Consider the following 16,493-nt stretch of genomic DNA (forward strand, 5'->3'; position numbering starts at 1 on the left):
CAGGTGGGAGAGGGGTCTTACCCATATCTGCGGTAAATTCAGCGCGCGGGTAGAAAGTGGCACAATAGTGGCATGCTGAAAACCACAATTGACCTTGCTGCCATCGCGCATAACGTGCGGCTGATTAAGGAGAAGATCGGCCCAGACGTCAAGCTGATGTGCGTGGTGAAGGCGGATGCTTACGGGCACGGCGTAGAAAGGGTCGTGCCCGTGATGCTGGAAGCGGGGGCGGATTCCATTGGCGTCGCCACGCTGACAGAAGCCGTGCAGTTGCGGCGCATGGGAGTGGACTCACCCATCGCGGCATGGATCTGGCAGACGGATCAGGTACTAGAAGAGGCTCTGGCATGTGGCATCCAGATTGCGGTCAATTCCCCGGCGCAGGCGCAGAAGCTGGTGGAGGCTGAGATTCCCGCCGAGGTCTATATTAAGGTCGAAACCGGAATGCACCGCTCCGGGGTGGATAAGGCGGACTGGGATGAGGTCTTTGCGCTGCTGCGGGATGCCCCGCATATCACCGTCCTAGGCCTCATGTCCCACTTTGCCTGCGCGGACGATCCGGATGACGCCCATAATGACGCCCAGGAAGAAGAGTTTCGGCGCGCCCTGGATGCGGCGCGCGCGGCGGGTCTGGAGTGCCCGGTTAATCATTTGGCCAATTCGCCGGCCACGCTCTCGCGCCCATCGGCGCACTTTGAGCAGGTGCGGGTGGGTATCGCCTGCTACGGGCTCGAGCCCATCGCAGGGAGAGAGCATGGCCTGCGCCCGGCAATGACCTGGTCTGGGAATGTCTTCGGGGTCAAGCCGATCGATAAGAATGAGGCCACCAGTTACGGGCGGACCTGGAGCGCGGATAAGCCAGGGTTCCTGGCCACTGTGGATTGTGGCTATGCCGATGGCCTGCCGCGCGCGTACCAGGGCCACCTTCAGGTGGGCATCGGCGGGCGGCTGTATCCCCAGGTAGGCCGGGTGTGCATGGACCAAATAGTGGTGGATCTAGGAGAAAACCCGCACGGCATTGCCCCCGGTGATGAGGTCACCATCTTTGGCCAGGGTGGCATGTCTGCCACCGAGCTTGCCGATGCCGTGGGCACCATCAACTATGAAGTGGTGTGCCGACCCACCGGCCGCACCGAACGCGAATATATAGGAGGGGCCGATGCGCAGTAATTTTCCGGAGTCTGGAACCCGCGATCTGGCAACGGTGGAACAGACCCACGCGTGCGGCAAGGAACTGGGCGCCGCGCTGGAAGCCGGCGATGTCGTCATCTTGGATGGCCCATTGGGCGCGGGCAAGACCACCTTCACCCAAGGCATAGCCCAGGGCATGCAGGTAAAGGGCCGGATTACCTCGCCCACATTCGTCATCGCCCGCGTACATCGCTCACGGGTTGGGGGACCGGACCTGGTGCACGTGGACGCGTACCGCCTCTTGGATGAGGGAGGGGCCAATTCCGGCGATCCCCTGGGGGAGCTGGATGCCTTGGACCTGGACACCGAGCTTGCCGATGCCGTCGTCGTCGCCGAATGGGGCGGCGGCCTAATCGAGCAGATCGCAGATAGGTACCTCTTTGTCAGCATCGACCGCGAACCGGCGGAGTTTGCCGGCGCCGATGAGGACGTGCGCCGTATTAGCTGGTCATGGCGCCACAATGATTAGGTAGATCTCATTAATTTCAAGGTATAAGTGATGGATATCTTAGGGCGTCAAGTTGCTTTAGGTATTTAAGGTGCGGGATCCTTAAAGGGTGTTAGATCTCCTAGCCTCTAGTCCTCTGCTCGCCCTTTTTGCCATCATGGCCATTGGTTTGGCCATCGGCAAAATCAAATTCTTTGGCATCTCTCTTGGCGCCGCGGCCGCGATGTTCGTGGCGCTCGGGCTTTCTACCGCCAATCCGGATATCCAGATTCCACCGCTGGTCTATCAATTCGGCTTGGCCATTTTTGTTTATGCCATTGGCCTGAACTTCGGACCGTCGTTCGTTCGCGAATTTGCTACCCGCGGCTGGAAGCTGACCGTCTTTATGATCGGCATGTTGATCCTGTTGGTCGGCGTGGGTTTCGGGCTCATCCGCGTCTTCGGCCTCGAAACCGATGTGGCGGCCGGCATGTTTGCCGGTTCGCTGTCGTCCACACCAGGTATGGCGGCAGTGGTGGATATGCTGGGCGATTCCACCCCGGTCGTCGGCTATTCGCTGGCTTACCCGGGTGCGGTTATCGGCGCGATCCTAGTCGCCGCCATCGGCGCGAAGGTTCTCAAGGTAGACCACGAGGCGGACGCCAAGAAAGAGGGGATGATTCCCGCTCCGCTGGTAGCCAAAGGCGTACGGCTGACCAAAGACTTCCCGGATACAGCCGGGCACCTGTACCGCGTCACCGGACATACCGTGGTGGCTACCCGCGAGATCTCCGATATGGAACACCACCGGCTTGCGCACCCGGATATGCCCCTGCGCAAGGGCGAGGCATTCCTTATTAATGGCTCCGAAAAAGACGTCGCCGGTGCCATCGAGGTGCTCGGTGAGGAATACCCCGTCGAGCTCACCCCAGAGGCGGGCTTGCAATATAAGCGCGTGACCGTGTCGAACCCGAAGGTCGCGGGCAAGCGCATCCGCGATATCGATGCGCTCGAGCATGGCTTCATCATCGCGCGCGTGCGCAAGGGCGATAGCGATGCGGTCCCGCACCCAGATATGGTGCTCAATTACTCCGACCGCGTGCGCGTGGTGTGTAGCTCGCACCACGTGCGCGAGGTGCGCAAGTACTTGGGCGATTCTGAATCGGCGCTCGGCAACGCTGACCTATTGTCCATGTCCATCGGTTTGACCTTGGGCATGCTGTTGGGCCTTATTCCCATCCCCATGCCGGGCGGATCGACCTTGCAGCTGGGCTTTGGTGGCGGTCCCGTCGTGGTCGGCCTCATCCTCGGTTACCTGAACCGCACCGGCCCCATCAATTGGCAGATGCCCTTCCACACCAGGGAAACCCTCTCGAACCTGGGACTGACGCTCTTCCTGGCGGGCGTGGGGACATCGGCAGGCGCATCGTTCCGCGAGGCCCTGACAGATCCGTCCTCGCTGACCATCATCGGCGTTGGCTTTATCATTACCTTGGTATCGGCCATCCTCATCGGCGTCATCGGCATGCTAGTGCTGCGCTTGAAGTGGGACGAGGCCATGGGTTGTGCAGCCGGCATGACCACGAACCCAGCAGTATTTGCCTATATCCGGGGCCAAACCGGCACGGAGCTTGCCGGGCGCGGCTGGGCAACGGTGTATCCAACCACCATCATTGGCAAGATTATCGCCGCTCAGGTGCTGCTATTGTTATTGCTTTAGCCCCATATGTCCCGCGCTAATTATTCACCCACTGGGTAAGCCGCCTACACTGGCAGGCACTACCCAGTGGGTGAGTGCTTGTTGGCCGCCGAGTAGCCTCGGAAATAGAACTGACAATCACTTCACCATATGTACATATAGGACCCCCTTGACCCGAGGAGCGTTACTCACCCCATGACTAAATTTGCACGCAACCTGACCACGACCATTATCGCGCTATTTATCATTGTGATGATGGTGCTCGTTGCCGGGGCTACCCTGCGTGATGAGGATTCCCTGGAGGGCAACCTCACCAATACCTTGCAGCATGCCCCGCGGAACCTCGAGGTAATGTCGCTCATCCCGTCTGATGTCTACGGCGCCGACTACAGCGCCATCGGCTTCATCTGCCCAGGCATGGCGGAAGATAAAGTTAAGGAAGCAGCCCCCAACCCCGATGACATCACTTTTGAGGACGGTGTCGTTCCTGAGGGCAAGAGCTACGTCATGGCGCTGGGCCACAACGTTGACCCCTATGTAGAGGAATTGGATTCCTCCGAGGTTGAGGTCTGCGAGATGATCAACACCCAGGTTAAGGCCATGGAGCAGCAGGGCCACGGCCTCGACGGCGGAGTTCCACTGGTTCAGGGCTCCCAGCCGCTGGCCTTCCAGAGTGAAGACGGCGTGTGGAAGCTGGTCGGCTAATGCGCGTCCTGGCCATTGATACGGCGACGACCGCCCTGGTTACCGGGGTAGTCGACACCGAGTCTGGGCAGATAACACAGCGCGTGCTGGCCGATACGCGCGCGCACAATGAACGGCTCATGCCCACCATCCTCGCGGTGATGAGTGAGGCCGGGGTGGAGCTCGGCGCCCTCGACGCCATCGTTGCGGGCATGGGCCCTGGCCCCTTTACCGGCTTGCGCGTTGGTATGGCTACGGCGCAAGCGCTTGCCGATGCCCTCTCCATCCCCCTCCACGGCGTCTGCACCCACGATGCCATCGCGCACGCCGCGCTAGCGGGGGTCGATGAGGCCGATGAAAAGGACGCGGCGCTGGTCGCCACCGATGCCCGCCGCAAGGAAATCTATTGGGCCACCTACCGCGCGGGACAGCGCGTTACCGGACCGGACGTTTCAAAGCCGGGGGAGCTTGCCGTGCAGGATATCGCGCAGGTGAACATCCCGGAGAAGCTGGCCGACCAGCTGCCGGAAGAACTCGCCGCGCTGCCGCGTAGCGAGGGCGCACCCACCGCCGAGGGCCTGGTGGCCGTCGCGCGGCTTGACGCGGAGCCGGAGCCATTCGTGCCGCTGTACCTGCGCCGTCCCGATGCGGTTCCGCCCAAAAAGCAGCAGCTTTCCGCGGCCATTCCAGAGGTGCGCCTGTGAACCTGCGCGAGCTCACTCCCGCCGATGCCCCGCGCTGCGCTGAGCTGGAAAAGGTGCTTTTTCCTGGTGAAACCCCGTGGACAGAAGCGGTATTTGAGCAAGAAATGGCCCAGCCGTTCAACTTCTACCTCGGGGTGGAAGGCGCCCTAGATCCCGCATCGCCGGAGGACGGCGAGGAGCCGGTCTTATTGGGCTATGTCGGCATCGGCATGATGGGCCCGGCCGCGGACCCCGAGTTTGAAATCCACACCATTGGCGTTGATCCTAAGGCCCAGCGCCGCGGCATCGCGCGCATGATGATGGACAATATTTGCTACATCGCGGACTTAAAAAGCGCGCCCATCTTCTTAGAAGTGCGCGTGGGAAACGATCCCGCCATCGAGCTATACCGGCGCTATGGCTTTAGCATCGAGGGAATCCGCCGCAATTATTACCAGCCCTCCGGCGCGGATGCGCACGTCATGGTGCGCCCCAGCCAGTCGCCACAAGCAAGCCAGCGCGAAGCAAAGGAGCAGTAATGAAGGTCATGGGCATCGAGTCCTCCTGCGATGAGACCGGGGTGGGCATTGTCGAGCTGGACCAAGACGGCCACATGGAGATCATCGCCAATGCCGTTGCTTCGTCAATGCAGCAGCACGCGCGCTTTGGCGGCGTCGTGCCCGAAATCGCCTCCCGCGCGCATCTGGAGGCCATGCCGCAGGTGATGCGGGCGGCGTTGGAGGAGGCGGGCATCGATAAGCCCGATGCCATTGCCGCCACCGTGGGCCCGGGCCTGGCCGGAGCCCTGCTCGTGGGTGCTTCCGCAGCCAAGGCTTATGCCGCCGCGTGGGGCGTGCCTTTTTATGGCGTCAACCACCTCGGCGGCCATGTGGCGGTGGCCAACCTTGAGGGCGAGAGCCTGCCGCACTCGGTCGCGCTGCTGGTTTCCGGCGGGCACACGCAGTTGCTCGAAGTCGAGGCCGTGGGAAAGCCCATGCGCGAGTTGGGCTCCACGCTTGACGATGCCGCCGGTGAGGCCTACGACAAAGTCTCCCGCCTCCTAGGGCTGGGGTACCCGGGCGGGCCGGTCATTGATAAGCTGGCTGCCCGCGGAAAACCCACCATCGACTTCCCCCGTGGCATGTCGCGCGCCGAAGACCTGCGCGGCGAGCATCGGCATGATTTCTCTTTCTCGGGGCTCAAGACCTCCGTTGCGCGCTATGTGGAGCGCGCCGAAAAGGCCGGTGAGACCATCTCCGTGGAGGATGTATGCGCCTCGTTCCAAGAGGCCGTGGCCGATGTGCTGACCGCGAAGGCCATTCGCGCCTGCGAGGATACCGGGGCGAAGGTGCTGCTGCTCGGTGGTGGCGTTGTGGCCAATTCCCGGCTGCGGGAGCTAGCCGCCGAGCGCTGCAACGCCGCGGGTGTCGAGCTGCGCGTGCCGCGGTTTAACCTGTGCACCGATAACGGCGTGATGATTGCAGCACTTGGCGCCCAGCTCATTCATGAGGGGGCTGCGCCGTCGAGCCTGGGTATCGGTACCGATACGCAATTGGATGTGGAACAGCCACAATTAACCTAAAGTTCTTCTTCCTCGCACTGCAGGGTGGGGGAGGGAGCGGTAACCTTTAACGCGTTCATGCCCTCTCGGCTTTAAAGGAGCTTTCTCTCATGACCGTTGGTTTCCTCGTCAACCCCGATCTCACTCGCCGAAAAATCGAGTTCGAATTAGAACACGCCAACCAGTTTTTGGGCGGCACCACCGAGGGTCGCGTCTCCGTCGTCTTTCAAGATGACGGGACGACCTACGCCGCGCTGTATAAACCAGAAGCTAAGCAGGAAGGCGCCGAGCCCAACCCGGTTGCTTCCCTGGCGCGCAATGCCGCCGACACGGGAAACTCCGCCTTTTTACAAGATCCCATCCGTGCTATTAGCGGCCCGGTCATCTTCGTGGATGCAGAGGGCGAGGAGGACTCCATCGATGAGGTCATGGCTTCCGTCGAGCACGGCATCCGCGCGGTGAAAAACTACCGCGAGGATTTTCCTGACGAGTACACGCTCTGGCGCGCTGCGGTCATCAACTCCACGAAGAGCGCGTAAACACCCCTCCTTTAACGCTCGGTGTGGCGCAGCCACATCAGCACGGCCTTGACGCGGCGATTGGCGTCTTCGGGCCGAAACCCGAGCTTGAGAAAAACATTGGAGACGTGCTTGCTTACCGCCCCAGCGGTTAAGACCAGCTTGTCTTCGATTTCTTGGTTGCTCAATCCCTGCGCCATAAGGCCCAAAACCTCGCGCTCGCGGGCGGTTAATTGGCTCAGCCCCGTGCGCCGCGCGGAGAGTAGGGCGGTGACCACTTCTGGATCGACCACGGTGCCACCGCCCGCCACTTCTTCCAGGGTGCGCACGAATTCGTCCACATCGGATACGCGCTCCTTGAGCAGGTAGCCGAATCCGCCGTGCTCTAAAAGTCGGTCCAAGTAGCTTGCCGCCACGTATTGGCTGAGCACCACCACCGGCTGTGACGGATCTGCTGCACGCACATCGTGCACCGCGCGCAGCCCATCATCGCTCATGGTGGGCGGCATGCGGACATCGCTAATGATCAGATCGAAGTCATCGCTGGCCGCGCAGGCTCGCAATTCCTCCGCATCATTGACGGCGGTCACGCTGTGACCCAGTGCCGTTAAAAGCTGTTCCAGCCCGGCGCGCAAGAGGGCAGAATCTTCTGCCAATAAGAGTTTCATCGGGCCTCCTTTAGCGGTAGTGACATGGTTAAGGTCGCTCCTTGTCCTTCTGTGTGCGCGGGGGAAAAGTCGACGCTGCCGCCGAGCGCCGCGGCCCGCTCGCGCAGCCCGGCCAGCCCCGTGCCCCCAGTCATTCCCGCGGTCTTCCTGGTGTCCGCGCTGGCAGTCGTGCCGGCGCTCGTGCCGGCAGTCGCGTCGGCGGTGGTATCAGCACCGACACGGGAATGCGCGGTGTTAGACGCGCTAGGGCCTCCTCCTGTAGAGAGGCCGCCGGCGCCGTTATCGCGGACACTCAGGCGAAGATCGTCGCCAAAAGAGATGGACACGGTGGCGGCGGTGGCCGCGCCGTGGGTGGAGGCGTTGGTCAGCGCTTCTGCTACCGCGTGGTAGGCCAGCAGCGCCGTGGTTTCCCCAATCGATCGTTCCGCGCCTTCGACGTGCAGTTCCGCGTCGAGCCCGCTGTGGGCCAAGAGCTCATCGAGGGCAGGGATGAGGCCGTCATCGAAAAGCACCTGTGGTGCAATGCCGCGCACGGTAGCGCGCAGGGAGGATAGGGCTTGGGTGGCGTTATGTTCGGCATCGGCAAGCGCCTGCTGAGCCTCGGGCGGGGACTGGAGTTTCGCCGCGGCCAGGTTGAGCTTGAGCGCGGTGAGGTACTGCTGCGGGCCATCGTGGAGCTCGCGCTCGATGCGGCGGCGCTCGCCCGAAAAGGCATCAATAAGCGTGGCGCGCGAGGCCGCCAACTCCTGTGCGGAGGGGCTCAGGGCGAGCCGGGTTAAAGAAATGGAGGCCTTGACCAGCAGGCGGTTGAGCACCACCAGCAAAATGAGGAGCACGGCGGCCGCGAGCCAACACACGACAAAAATCAGTGGGCGATTATCAGTGGACCACTCGCCGACGCTGAATTCGGCCTGCGGAATAAACGGCGCGATAATCAGTACGCCCGCGACAAAACCGACAAAGACCCAGTTAGCAAAGCAGGACGCGCAAATAAGAAGTTGCAGTAAAAGGTGATAAAACTGCTGCCAATCAAACCAACGATTGGCACGCCGTGGGGGAATATCAACGCCCATCCACCTCGCACCACAGCGGCCGATAAACTCCGCGGCGCGGGCTACCAGCGGAATCCACGGCAGCATGAGCACCGAAACTACCAGTCCCGGAAGGGCGAGTATTCCGAGGACGAGGCTCCACCCGTTGGCCTTGACAGTTCGCATATCGGTTCAGCCTAGCCGCCGCGCCGGGGTGGTGGCAGTAGAGCTAGCCCCACTATTTTTCGGGCAGCCTTCCCCATCGCGCGTGCGGGGGCCGGCCGGTGGAATGGGAGGCATGTTGGAAGCACAGAATTTGAGCAAGCGCTACGGGAGCCATACCGCTCTCGCCGAGGTGGACCTAAGCATCGAGCCGGGGGAATTTGTCGCGATTATGGGGCCATCCGGAAGCGGCAAGACAACGCTGTTGAACCTGCTTTCCGGGCTGGATAAGCCCAGCTCCGGCACGGTCAACGCGCCGGGCCGCACGGAGCGCGCCTTCGTCTTCCAGGACTATAATCTGCTGGAATCGCTGAATGCGCAGCGCAATGCCACGTTGACCGCGCGCTTTTCCGGCCGGCGCTGCAGCCGCGACGAGGTGCAGAAAACCTTCGCGTCTTTGGGGCTTGACGGACTGGAGCGCCGCTTGCCCGCGCAGCTTTCCGGCGGTCAGCAGCAGCGCGTCGCGGTAGCGCGCGCCTTGCTGGCCGGTGCGCCGTATATCTTCGCCGATGAGCCTACGGGCGCGCTTGATGATGCCACTGCCGAACTCGTCCTCACCCATCTGCGTACCGCCGCACGGGGCGGGGCCGCGGTGGTCATGGTGACCCACTCGCACCTCGCCGCGGAAAACGCCGATCGCATCATTGAGCTCCAGGAGGCCAATCATGCTGGTGTGGCTTAAGGATTTACAAAGCAATTGGCTTTCGTGGCTTGCCGTTGCATTGACCATGGTGGTCTCATCGGCTTCTTGCGCGCTGGCGGTATCGATGCTGGTGGCCACCTCGGACGCGGACGATGATCCCACGGGGCCTCTCGGCGGCACTGTGCTGGGCATGGCGGTCTGCACAGTTGTGTTGATCACACTGTCGCAGATGCGGCTGATTATTGAAGAACGCGAACCCGTGTACCGCTCGTGGCGCATGATTGGTATGCCTGGGTGGATGATCAATAGCTTCATCGTGGGGCAGGTGATTGCCGTGAGCGCTATCGCTGCGCTGATAGGGACCTTCGCTGCACCCCTGTTTGTTGACCCCATGGCCGCGGCCTTTCGCAGCGACGGGATCCCCATGCCGGAGTTGGCCATTACCCCGCTAGTCATCCGCATCGCTGTATCCATTTGCGTGGCATCGGCGGTCTGCGGTGCCCTAGTGCCACTGCGCCGAGTCTTTCGTCCGCGGGTGGAACCGCGCCGCGTGTGGGTGATGCTGCGCTGCCTTGTGGCTGCCGGTTTGGTGGGCGGTGCCGTGTACGGCTGCCTGCAGATAGAGGACCCGGCCGATAGCATCGCCGCTGCCATGGGGCTGGTCATCCTGGTGGCATTCATGACGCCATGGCTCATGCCCGCCGTGGACCAATGGACGCGACTATGCGGCATCGCCGGGGCCAATGTGCGGGTGCGCCGCCGCTTTTCCGTGCCCCATATCGTCCCGTGGGTGCTGTTTGGTGGCTTGATTGTCGCGGTCGGCTCGGGGATAAGGATGTTCAAAAGTAGTATGGGCGACTTAGACACCTTGTCGTCGGGGCAGGTCTTCGCGGCGTTTCTCGGCCCAGTCGTGGCCCCAAGCATCGTTGGTGCGGTGCTGACCTCACTTATTATGCGCTCGCGCATCGCCAGCGATGTGCGCGGCCTGCGATTGGCCGGCGCCTCACCGGTGGCGTGGGCGCGGGTGCAGGTGGGCGAGGCCTTCTGCCTGACTATTACTGCCGCGGCCATAGTCATCACCTTGAGCGCGACGGTGGTCGTGCTGCTCAATCACCTGCTGCATCCCGATTCTTATTCCGGGATGGGCACGCTGTGGGAAGGGCTTGCCGGGGTGTGGTGGGTGCCGTTCGGCCTAATTTTTGGAGCCATGTTTCTTGCGCTGTGCGCGGTCAAGCTCATTCTCGCGGGATTCCTGCGCTCAACCGCCCAGATCCGCATAAACTGATGGATGAATCGCCGATATTCTGATGGGTAGAACGCGCTCAAACTGATGGGTGAAACTCTGATATTCTGATGGGTGAAACGCACTCAAACTGATGGATGGGTTTAAAATGAGTGGTCAAGAAGGCTATGTTTATCTTTCGCGAGTAGAGGATTCGCGGCTTTATGGAGCCCTGCAGCGATCCGGTGGAGTGTTGATAGAAGGCCCAAAGGGCTGTGGGAAATCCGCGACCGCTCGGCAAATTGCGGGCAGTCTTGTCCAGGTGGATACGGATTTAAACCTCGACATGCAGCTCAGCACCGTCCCGGATTTGGCGTTGGAGGGGGATACGCCGCGAGTTTTTGATGAGTGGCAAGAAAAACCGCAGTTGTGGAACTTGGTGCGGCATGAGATTGACCGTCGGCAAGCGCCTGGGCAGTTCATTCTTACTGGGTCGACTGCGCCAATGGAGGAACAATCCAGGCACTCGGGTGCGGGGCGTATCGCCAGGCTGCGGATGAAGACCTTCAGTTTTTATGAGTCGGGGCATTCTAATGGCGCAGTATCATTAGCCGAATTGGTAGCTCAGGAACCCCCGCAGTCGAATGGGGAAACGGTCGTGAATGTTGCAGGGATTATCGAGCGCATGGCGCACGGAGGCTGGCCCGCAAACCGGAATTATTCCGTTGAGGCGGCGCAGGAGAATCTGCGCAGTTATATCGATACTGTGGCCCACGTGGATATCAATGCCGCCGATGGTGTGCGAAGGGACCCGGTAAAAGTAACGACACTTATTCGTTCGCTTGCCCGTGGGGTAGCCACAGAACAGTCCATTTCTTCTATTGCTACCGATATTGGTGCGCAAAGGGCTACGGTCAGCGAGTACCTTGCTGCGTTGCAGCGCATCTTCATCGCGGAAGAACAATTGGCATGGTCCTCCCATCTTCGCTCGCGGGCTAGCCTGCGAACGGCACCAAAGAGGCATCTGGCGGATCCGGCGTTGGCGGCTGCTGCCGTGGACGCGTCCCCGGATAAATTACTGCGCAACCTTGCCTTTGCCGGGCAGCTTTTTGAATCCCAAGTAGTCCATGATTTAGCGGTGTTAAGTGGAAAGCGTATTTTTCATGCCCGTGACGCATCTGGGCTGGAAGTAGATGCGGTATTTGAGCTGGCGGGCAGGACCGTCTTCGTAGAAATTAAATTGGGGCAAAGCCAAGAGATCATTGAGAAGGCGGCAAGCAATTTGCAGGCCTTCGCAGAACGCTTCGAATGGGAGGCTCCGCCCGTCTTGATGATCGTGACGGGAGGAAACCTGAGCTTTCGGCATCCGAGCGGAGTACACGTGGTGTCCCTGACGCACTTGGCACCGTAGCGCGGCCCGGCTGCGGGGGTCGCGTCGTTGTTGAGGGTTAGCAGTCACGAGGGTAGAGTGCTAATCAGGTTGTTTGACCCACAGTTGTTCACCCGCGACGACGGCTGTGCTGGACATCCACAACCGGCACGCGCGCGCCATTAAGGTGCGCAAACGAACAATACGGAGGAAACATCATGGCAACTATTAAGCCGCTTGAGGACCGCGTCCTCGTACAGATCGTAGAAGCAGAATCCACCACCGCATCTGGCCTGGTTATCCCGGACTCCGCAAAGGAAAAGCCGCAGGAAGCAACCGTTATCGCCGTCGGCCCGGGCCGCTGGGAAGATGACGATGACCGCATCCCCATGGACGTTAAGGAAGGCGACACCGTTGTCTTCTCCCGCTACGGCGGCACCGAGCTGAAGTACGACGGTGAAGAGTACTTGCTGCTGAGCCAGCGCGACATCCTCGCCATCATCGAGAAGTAGGAACTACTTATGGCAAAGCTTATTGCATTCGACCAAGAAGCCCGCGAGGGAATTCAGCGCGGCGTCGATACGCTGGCTGATGCCGTCAAGGTCACCCTCGGCCCGCGCGGCCGCAACGTTGTCTTGTCCAAGGCCTTCGGTGGCCCGACCGTCACCAATGACGGCGTGACCATCGCCCGCGATATCGACGTCGAGGAGCCCTTCGAGAACCTCGGCGCGCAGCTGGTGAAGTCCGTTGCGGTCAAGACCAACGACATCGCCGGCGATGGCACCACCACCGCGACCTTGCTGGCCCAGGCGCTCATCTTTGAGGGCCTGCGCAACGTTGCAGCCGGCGCTAACCCGATTGAGCTCAACCGCGGCATCTCCGCAGCGGCGGAAAAGGCCGTCGAGGAGCTCAAGGCACGCGCCACCCCGGTCAACTCCGCTTCCGAAATCGCGCAGGTAGCCACGGTGTCCTCCCGCGATCCGGAGGTCGGCGAGATGGTTGCCGGCGCCATGGAAAAGGTGGGCAAGGACGGCGTCGTCACCGTCGAGGAGTCCCAGACCATGGACTCCACCGTGGATGTCACCGAAGGTATTTCCTTTGACAAGGGTTACCTTTCCCCGTACTTCGCTACGGAGGAAGAGACCAACCACGCAGTGCTTGACGATGCCGCCATTTTGCTCGTCCGCAACAAGATTTCTTCCCTGCCGGATTTCTTGCCGCTGCTGGAAAAGATCGCGGAAACCAACCGCCCGACCCTCATCATCGCGGAAGATGTTGAGGGCGAGCCGCTGCAGGCGCTCGTGGTCAACTCCATCCGCAAGGTCCTGAAGGTCGCCGCCGTAAAGGCACCGTACTTTGGCGAGCGCCGCAAGGGCTTCATGGATGACCTGGCCGTGGTTACCGGCGCCACCGTGGTGGACCCTGAGGTGGGCGTCAATTTGAACGAGGTCGGCCTTGAGGTGCTGGGTTCCGCACGCCGCGTGACCATCACCAAGGAAGACACCGTGCTTGTCGATGGCGGCGGCAGCGCCGCAGCCCTCGATGATCGCCGTGAACAGATCCGCGGCGAAATCGCCCGCACCGATTCCACCTGGGATAAGGAGAAGCTCGAGGAGCGCTTGGCCAAGCTCTCCGGCGGCGTCGCCGTTATCCGCGTCGGTGCCGCAACCGAGACCGAGGTCAACGAGCGCAAGCTGCGCGTCGAGGACGCCATCAACGCCGCCCGCGCGGCGGTGGAAGAAGGCGTCATCGCCGGCGGCGGTTCCGTGTTGGTGCAGATCTCCAAGGAACTCGAGTCCTTCGCCCAGGACTTTGAGGGCGAGGCTAAGGTCGGCGTTCTCGCCGTCGCCCGAGCCCTGACCCGCCCGGCATTCTGGATCGCGGAAAACGCAGGCCTCGATGGCTCCGTCATCGTCTCCCGCGTATCTGAGATGGCCAACGGTGAAGGCTTTAACGCCAACTCCCTGGAGTACGGCAACCTCATCGATAACGGCATCATCGATCCCGTAAAGGTCACCCACTCCGCAGTGGTCAATGCCACCTCCGTTGCCCGCATGGTTCTTACCACCGAGGCATCCGTTGTGGAAAAGCCGCAGGAAGAAGACGACGCTGAGGCCGGCCACGGCCATCACCACCACTAATTCCTGCGCTGCATATAGCCCAGAGCCCGCCGCACCTTCCCCGCCTAGCCAGGGGAGGGAGCAGCGGGCTTTTGGTTTAGACTTGAAGCTCGTGGAAAGCATTATTATTACCGGTGCGCGGGAAAATAACCTGCGCGATGTTTCGGTGAAGATTCCCAAGCGCAAGCTAACCATTTTTACCGGCGTTTCCGGCTCCGGTAAGTCTTCGCTCGTCTTTGATACAGTCGCCGCGGAATCGCAGCGCTTGGTCAATGAGACTTATCCCGGCTTCGTCCAAGGCTTTATGCCCTCGCTGGCCCGCCCGGACGTGGATAGCTTGGCGCACCTTACCGCCGCCATCGTGGTGGGGCAGGAGCCCATGGCAGCCTCGTCACGTTCTACCTTTGGTACCGCTACCGATATCACCGGCCTTTTGCGCGTGCTGTTCTCGCGCGCCGCATCCCCGCGCGCCGGCGGCCCCGCGGCCTATTCTTTCAACGTTCCCTCCGCTTCTGGACAGGGCGCCATCGAGGTCAACGGCACCAAGGAGGTCCGCCGCTTCGAGCGCACCGGCGGCATGTGCCCGAAGTGCGAGGGCACGGGGCAGGTATCCGATATCGACTTGTCTTGCTTGGTGGATGAGGAGCTTTCGCTTGCCGATGGCGCCATTATCTACCCCGGCATGAAGCCCGGCTCCTGGATGTGGCGCGGCTACGCCGAATCTGGCCTGTATCCCGATGATATTCCGGTGCGCGAGTTCAGCGAAGAGCAAAAGCACAACCTGTATTTCGCCGAGACCAAGACCAAGGTCGGCGGCGTCAATATGAGTTACATGGGCCTTGCCACGCGCTTGCGCACCAACGTATTGAGCAAGCCGGTCGAAAGCCTGCAAAAACACATGCGCGCCTTCGTCGAGCAGGCCGTAGACTTCGTTGATTGCCCTGAGTGTTCCGGCACGCGGCTGGCGCGCCATGCCCGCGAGTCCTATATCGCCGGCGCGTCCATCGCGGATGTCTGTGAGATGGAGCTTACGGATCTGCACGGCTGGCTCACCCAGCTCGATCTGCCCGGTGCGCAGCCGCTGGTAGATGCCATTTCTGCCGCCGTTGATACCGCCATCGAGCTGGGCCTTGGCTATCTCACCTTATCGCGCGCCACCGGGACGCTGTCCGGAGGTGAATCCCAACGCACCCGCATGGTGCGCCACATGGGCTCGCCGCTTAGCGATGTCACCTATGTCTTCGACGAGCCCACCGCCGGCCTGCACCCGCACGATTGCGAGCGCATCAATAACTTGCTGCTTCGCCTGCGCGATAAGGGAAATACCATCCTGGTAGTCGAGCACAACCCGTCCACCGTTGCCATCGCGGATCGCGTCGTGGATCTCGGGCCCGGCGCCGGCACCGAAGGCGGCACTATCGTCTTCGAGGGAACTCCTGCGCAGCTGCGGCGCAGCGGTACCGTAACTGCGCAGTACCTTGCCGATCCCGCCACGCTGAAAGAATCGGTGCGCGAATCCACCAAGGCCCTTTCCATTCGCGGCGCGCAGCGCAATAGTCTCCAGGGAGTCGATGTCGATATTCCGGAGGGAGTACTCACGGCCATCGCCGGGGTGGCCGGTTCCGGCAAGTCTTCGCTGGCCGCGTGCCTGCCAGAGGTAGCAGGAGACAGGCTCCTGCACATCGGGCAAAGTGTCATTAAAGGATCGCGCCGGTCCAATGCCGCAACTTATACCGGCGCCCTCGACCCCATCCGCAAGGCCTTTGCCAAGGCCAATGGTGTAAAACCCGGCCTCTTCTCCGCTAATTCCGAAGGCGCGTGCCCAAAATGCAATGGCGCGGGCGTGGTGTATGTGGAACTCGGGGTCATGGACGGCGTGGACGTTCCCTGCGAAATCTGCCAGGGCCGGCGCTTTTCCGCCGACGTGCTGGAGTACCGCCTGGGCGAGCTCAATATCGCCGATGTCCTCGAGCTTTCCGCCTCCCGCGCCGCCGACTATTTGCGCAGCGTCAAGGTGCCCGCCGCCGCCAAGATTTGTGACACGCTCGTTTCTGCCGGCGTGGGTTATTTAAGCCTTGGCCAGCCACTATCAACGCTGTCTGGTGGCGAGCGCCAGCGCCTTAAATTGGCCGCGCACCTTGCCGATAAAAAGTCGACCGCAGACGTCATCGTGCTAGACGAGCCAACCACGGGCCTGCACCCCGCCGATACCGAACGCACGCTGCAGTTGCTGGATCAGCTTGCCGATGCCGGCAATACCGTCATCTGCATCGACCACAACCTCGCCGTGCTCGCGCACGCCGATCAGGTCATCGAGCTCGGCCCTGGTGCCGGCTCTGCCGGCGGGCACCTCGTCTTTAGCGGCACGCCCCAAGAACTGGCGGGCTTGACGGAGTCCCTCACGGGGCGCTATTTGCAGGAAGCGCTAGCCGCGGAAGGCTAACTCGAAACGCCG

16 protein-coding genes are annotated in these 16,493 nt (G+C 61.6%); 14 read left to right on the top strand and 2 right to left on the bottom strand.

All coding sequences use genetic code 11. The features are described from left to right. The first annotated feature begins 72 nt into the window (after positions 1 to 72). The 8 genes from alr (at position 73) to HMPREF1257_RS10335 (ending at position 6,784) form a co-directional block, all read left to right on the top strand. On the top strand, positions 73 to 1,170 hold the full coding sequence (gene alr / locus HMPREF1257_RS10300; RefSeq protein ID WP_023025255.1) for an alanine racemase: 1,098 nt from the start codon (positions 73 to 75) through the stop codon (positions 1,168 to 1,170). After that, entirely contained in the window at positions 1,160 to 1,660 is a 501-nt protein-coding gene (gene tsaE / locus HMPREF1257_RS10305; protein ID WP_023025256.1) for a tRNA (adenosine(37)-N6)-threonylcarbamoyltransferase complex ATPase subunit type 1 TsaE, read from the top strand. The genes alr and tsaE overlap by 11 nt, the downstream gene beginning before the upstream one ends. A gap of 88 nt (positions 1,661 to 1,748) precedes the next feature. After that, positions 1,749 to 3,338, top strand: coding sequence for an aspartate:alanine exchanger family transporter (locus HMPREF1257_RS10310; protein ID WP_023025257.1), 1,590 nt, complete (start codon positions 1,749 to 1,751; stop codon positions 3,336 to 3,338). A gap of 174 nt (positions 3,339 to 3,512) precedes the next feature. Then, positions 3,513 to 4,022 carry a hypothetical protein gene (locus HMPREF1257_RS10315; RefSeq protein ID WP_023025258.1) on the top strand — a complete coding sequence of 170 codons (510 nt, stop codon included), beginning with the start codon at positions 3,513 to 3,515 and terminating at the stop codon, positions 4,020 to 4,022. Further along, positions 4,022 to 4,705, top strand: a complete 684-nt coding sequence (tsaB, locus tag HMPREF1257_RS10320) for a tRNA (adenosine(37)-N6)-threonylcarbamoyltransferase complex dimerization subunit type 1 TsaB (RefSeq protein ID WP_023025259.1) — start codon at positions 4,022 to 4,024, stop codon at positions 4,703 to 4,705. Before HMPREF1257_RS10315 ends, tsaB begins: the two co-directional genes overlap by 1 nt. Then, the gene (rimI, locus tag HMPREF1257_RS10325; protein ID WP_023025261.1) at positions 4,702 to 5,223 is read left to right on the top strand and encodes a ribosomal protein S18-alanine N-acetyltransferase; all 522 of its coding nucleotides are present in this window, start codon (positions 4,702 to 4,704) and stop codon (positions 5,221 to 5,223) included. The genes tsaB and rimI overlap by 4 nt, the downstream gene beginning before the upstream one ends. Continuing rightward, on the top strand, positions 5,223 to 6,266 hold the full coding sequence (tsaD, locus tag HMPREF1257_RS10330; RefSeq protein WP_023025263.1) for a tRNA (adenosine(37)-N6)-threonylcarbamoyltransferase complex transferase subunit TsaD: 1,044 nt from the start codon (positions 5,223 to 5,225) through the stop codon (positions 6,264 to 6,266). Before rimI ends, tsaD begins: the two co-directional genes overlap by 1 nt. A gap of 89 nt (positions 6,267 to 6,355) precedes the next feature. Then, positions 6,356 to 6,784, top strand: coding sequence for a hypothetical protein (locus tag HMPREF1257_RS10335; RefSeq protein WP_023025265.1), 429 nt, complete (start codon positions 6,356 to 6,358; stop codon positions 6,782 to 6,784). Between the two features lie 11 nt (positions 6,785 to 6,795). Here HMPREF1257_RS10335 and HMPREF1257_RS10340 read toward each other — a convergent pair whose 3' ends face one another. Then, positions 6,796 to 7,431 (bottom strand): response regulator transcription factor, encoded by a 636-nt coding sequence (locus tag HMPREF1257_RS10340; protein WP_023025267.1) that lies wholly within the window; start codon positions 7,429 to 7,431, stop codon positions 6,796 to 6,798. Further along, positions 7,428 to 8,648 carry a sensor histidine kinase gene (locus HMPREF1257_RS10345; protein ID WP_023025269.1) on the bottom strand — a complete coding sequence of 407 codons (1,221 nt, stop codon included), beginning with the start codon at positions 8,646 to 8,648 and terminating at the stop codon, positions 7,428 to 7,430. The genes HMPREF1257_RS10340 and HMPREF1257_RS10345 overlap by 4 nt, the downstream gene beginning before the upstream one ends. Before the next feature lie 112 nt (positions 8,649 to 8,760). Between HMPREF1257_RS10345 and HMPREF1257_RS10350 the strand changes: the two genes are divergently transcribed. From HMPREF1257_RS10350 to HMPREF1257_RS10375, 6 genes are all read left to right on the top strand, one after another. After that, positions 8,761 to 9,366 (top strand): ABC transporter ATP-binding protein, encoded by a 606-nt coding sequence (locus HMPREF1257_RS10350; protein WP_023025271.1) that lies wholly within the window; start codon positions 8,761 to 8,763, stop codon positions 9,364 to 9,366. Then, the gene (locus HMPREF1257_RS10355; protein ID WP_023025273.1) at positions 9,350 to 10,612 is read left to right on the top strand and encodes an FtsX-like permease family protein; all 1,263 of its coding nucleotides are present in this window, start codon (positions 9,350 to 9,352) and stop codon (positions 10,610 to 10,612) included. Before HMPREF1257_RS10350 ends, HMPREF1257_RS10355 begins: the two co-directional genes overlap by 17 nt. 91 nt (positions 10,613 to 10,703) lie before the next feature. Continuing rightward, entirely contained in the window at positions 10,704 to 11,960 is a 1,257-nt protein-coding gene (locus HMPREF1257_RS10360) for an ATP-binding protein (protein ID WP_051138421.1), read from the top strand. A gap of 176 nt (positions 11,961 to 12,136) precedes the next feature. Beyond that, positions 12,137 to 12,430: a co-chaperone GroES gene (gene groES, locus HMPREF1257_RS10365; RefSeq protein WP_005277188.1), complete on the top strand. Its 294-nt coding sequence runs from the start codon at positions 12,137 to 12,139 to the stop codon at positions 12,428 to 12,430. Between the two features lie 9 nt (positions 12,431 to 12,439). Continuing rightward, entirely contained in the window at positions 12,440 to 14,059 is a 1,620-nt protein-coding gene (gene groL, locus HMPREF1257_RS10370; RefSeq protein ID WP_023025277.1) for a chaperonin GroEL, read from the top strand. Positions 14,060 to 14,150: 91 nt separating this feature from the next. Then, entirely contained in the window at positions 14,151 to 16,481 is a 2,331-nt protein-coding gene (locus HMPREF1257_RS10375) for an excinuclease ABC subunit UvrA (protein ID WP_023025280.1), read from the top strand. Positions 16,482 to 16,493: the final 12 nt, after the last annotated feature.

Source organism: Corynebacterium sp. KPL1814 (assembly GCF_000478175.1).
GTDB lineage: Bacteria > Actinomycetota > Actinomycetes > Mycobacteriales > Mycobacteriaceae > Corynebacterium.

Coding starts and splice junctions, on each gene's coding strand:
- HMPREF1257_RS10360 (WP_051138421.1), top strand. CDS start 10,704: ATGGATGGGTTTAAAATGAGTGGTCAAGAAGGCTATGTTTATCTTTCG.
- tsaB (WP_023025259.1), top strand. CDS start 4,022: ATGCGCGTCCTGGCCATTGATACGGCGACGACCGCCCTGGTTACCGGG.
- HMPREF1257_RS10340 (WP_023025267.1), bottom strand. CDS start 7,431: ATGAAACTCTTATTGGCAGAAGATTCTGCCCTCTTGCGCGCCGGGCTG.
- HMPREF1257_RS10355 (WP_023025273.1), top strand. CDS start 9,350: ATGCTGGTGTGGCTTAAGGATTTACAAAGCAATTGGCTTTCGTGGCTT.
- groES (WP_005277188.1), top strand. CDS start 12,137: ATGGCAACTATTAAGCCGCTTGAGGACCGCGTCCTCGTACAGATCGTA.
- groL (WP_023025277.1), top strand. CDS start 12,440: ATGGCAAAGCTTATTGCATTCGACCAAGAAGCCCGCGAGGGAATTCAG.
- HMPREF1257_RS10335 (WP_023025265.1), top strand. CDS start 6,356: ATGACCGTTGGTTTCCTCGTCAACCCCGATCTCACTCGCCGAAAAATC.
- HMPREF1257_RS10345 (WP_023025269.1), bottom strand. CDS start 8,648: ATGCGAACTGTCAAGGCCAACGGGTGGAGCCTCGTCCTCGGAATACTC.
- tsaE (WP_023025256.1), top strand. CDS start 1,160: ATGCGCAGTAATTTTCCGGAGTCTGGAACCCGCGATCTGGCAACGGTG.
- HMPREF1257_RS10350 (WP_023025271.1), top strand. CDS start 8,761: ATGTTGGAAGCACAGAATTTGAGCAAGCGCTACGGGAGCCATACCGCT.
- tsaD (WP_023025263.1), top strand. CDS start 5,223: ATGAAGGTCATGGGCATCGAGTCCTCCTGCGATGAGACCGGGGTGGGC.
- HMPREF1257_RS10315 (WP_023025258.1), top strand. CDS start 3,513: ATGACTAAATTTGCACGCAACCTGACCACGACCATTATCGCGCTATTT.
- alr (WP_023025255.1), top strand. CDS start 73: ATGCTGAAAACCACAATTGACCTTGCTGCCATCGCGCATAACGTGCGG.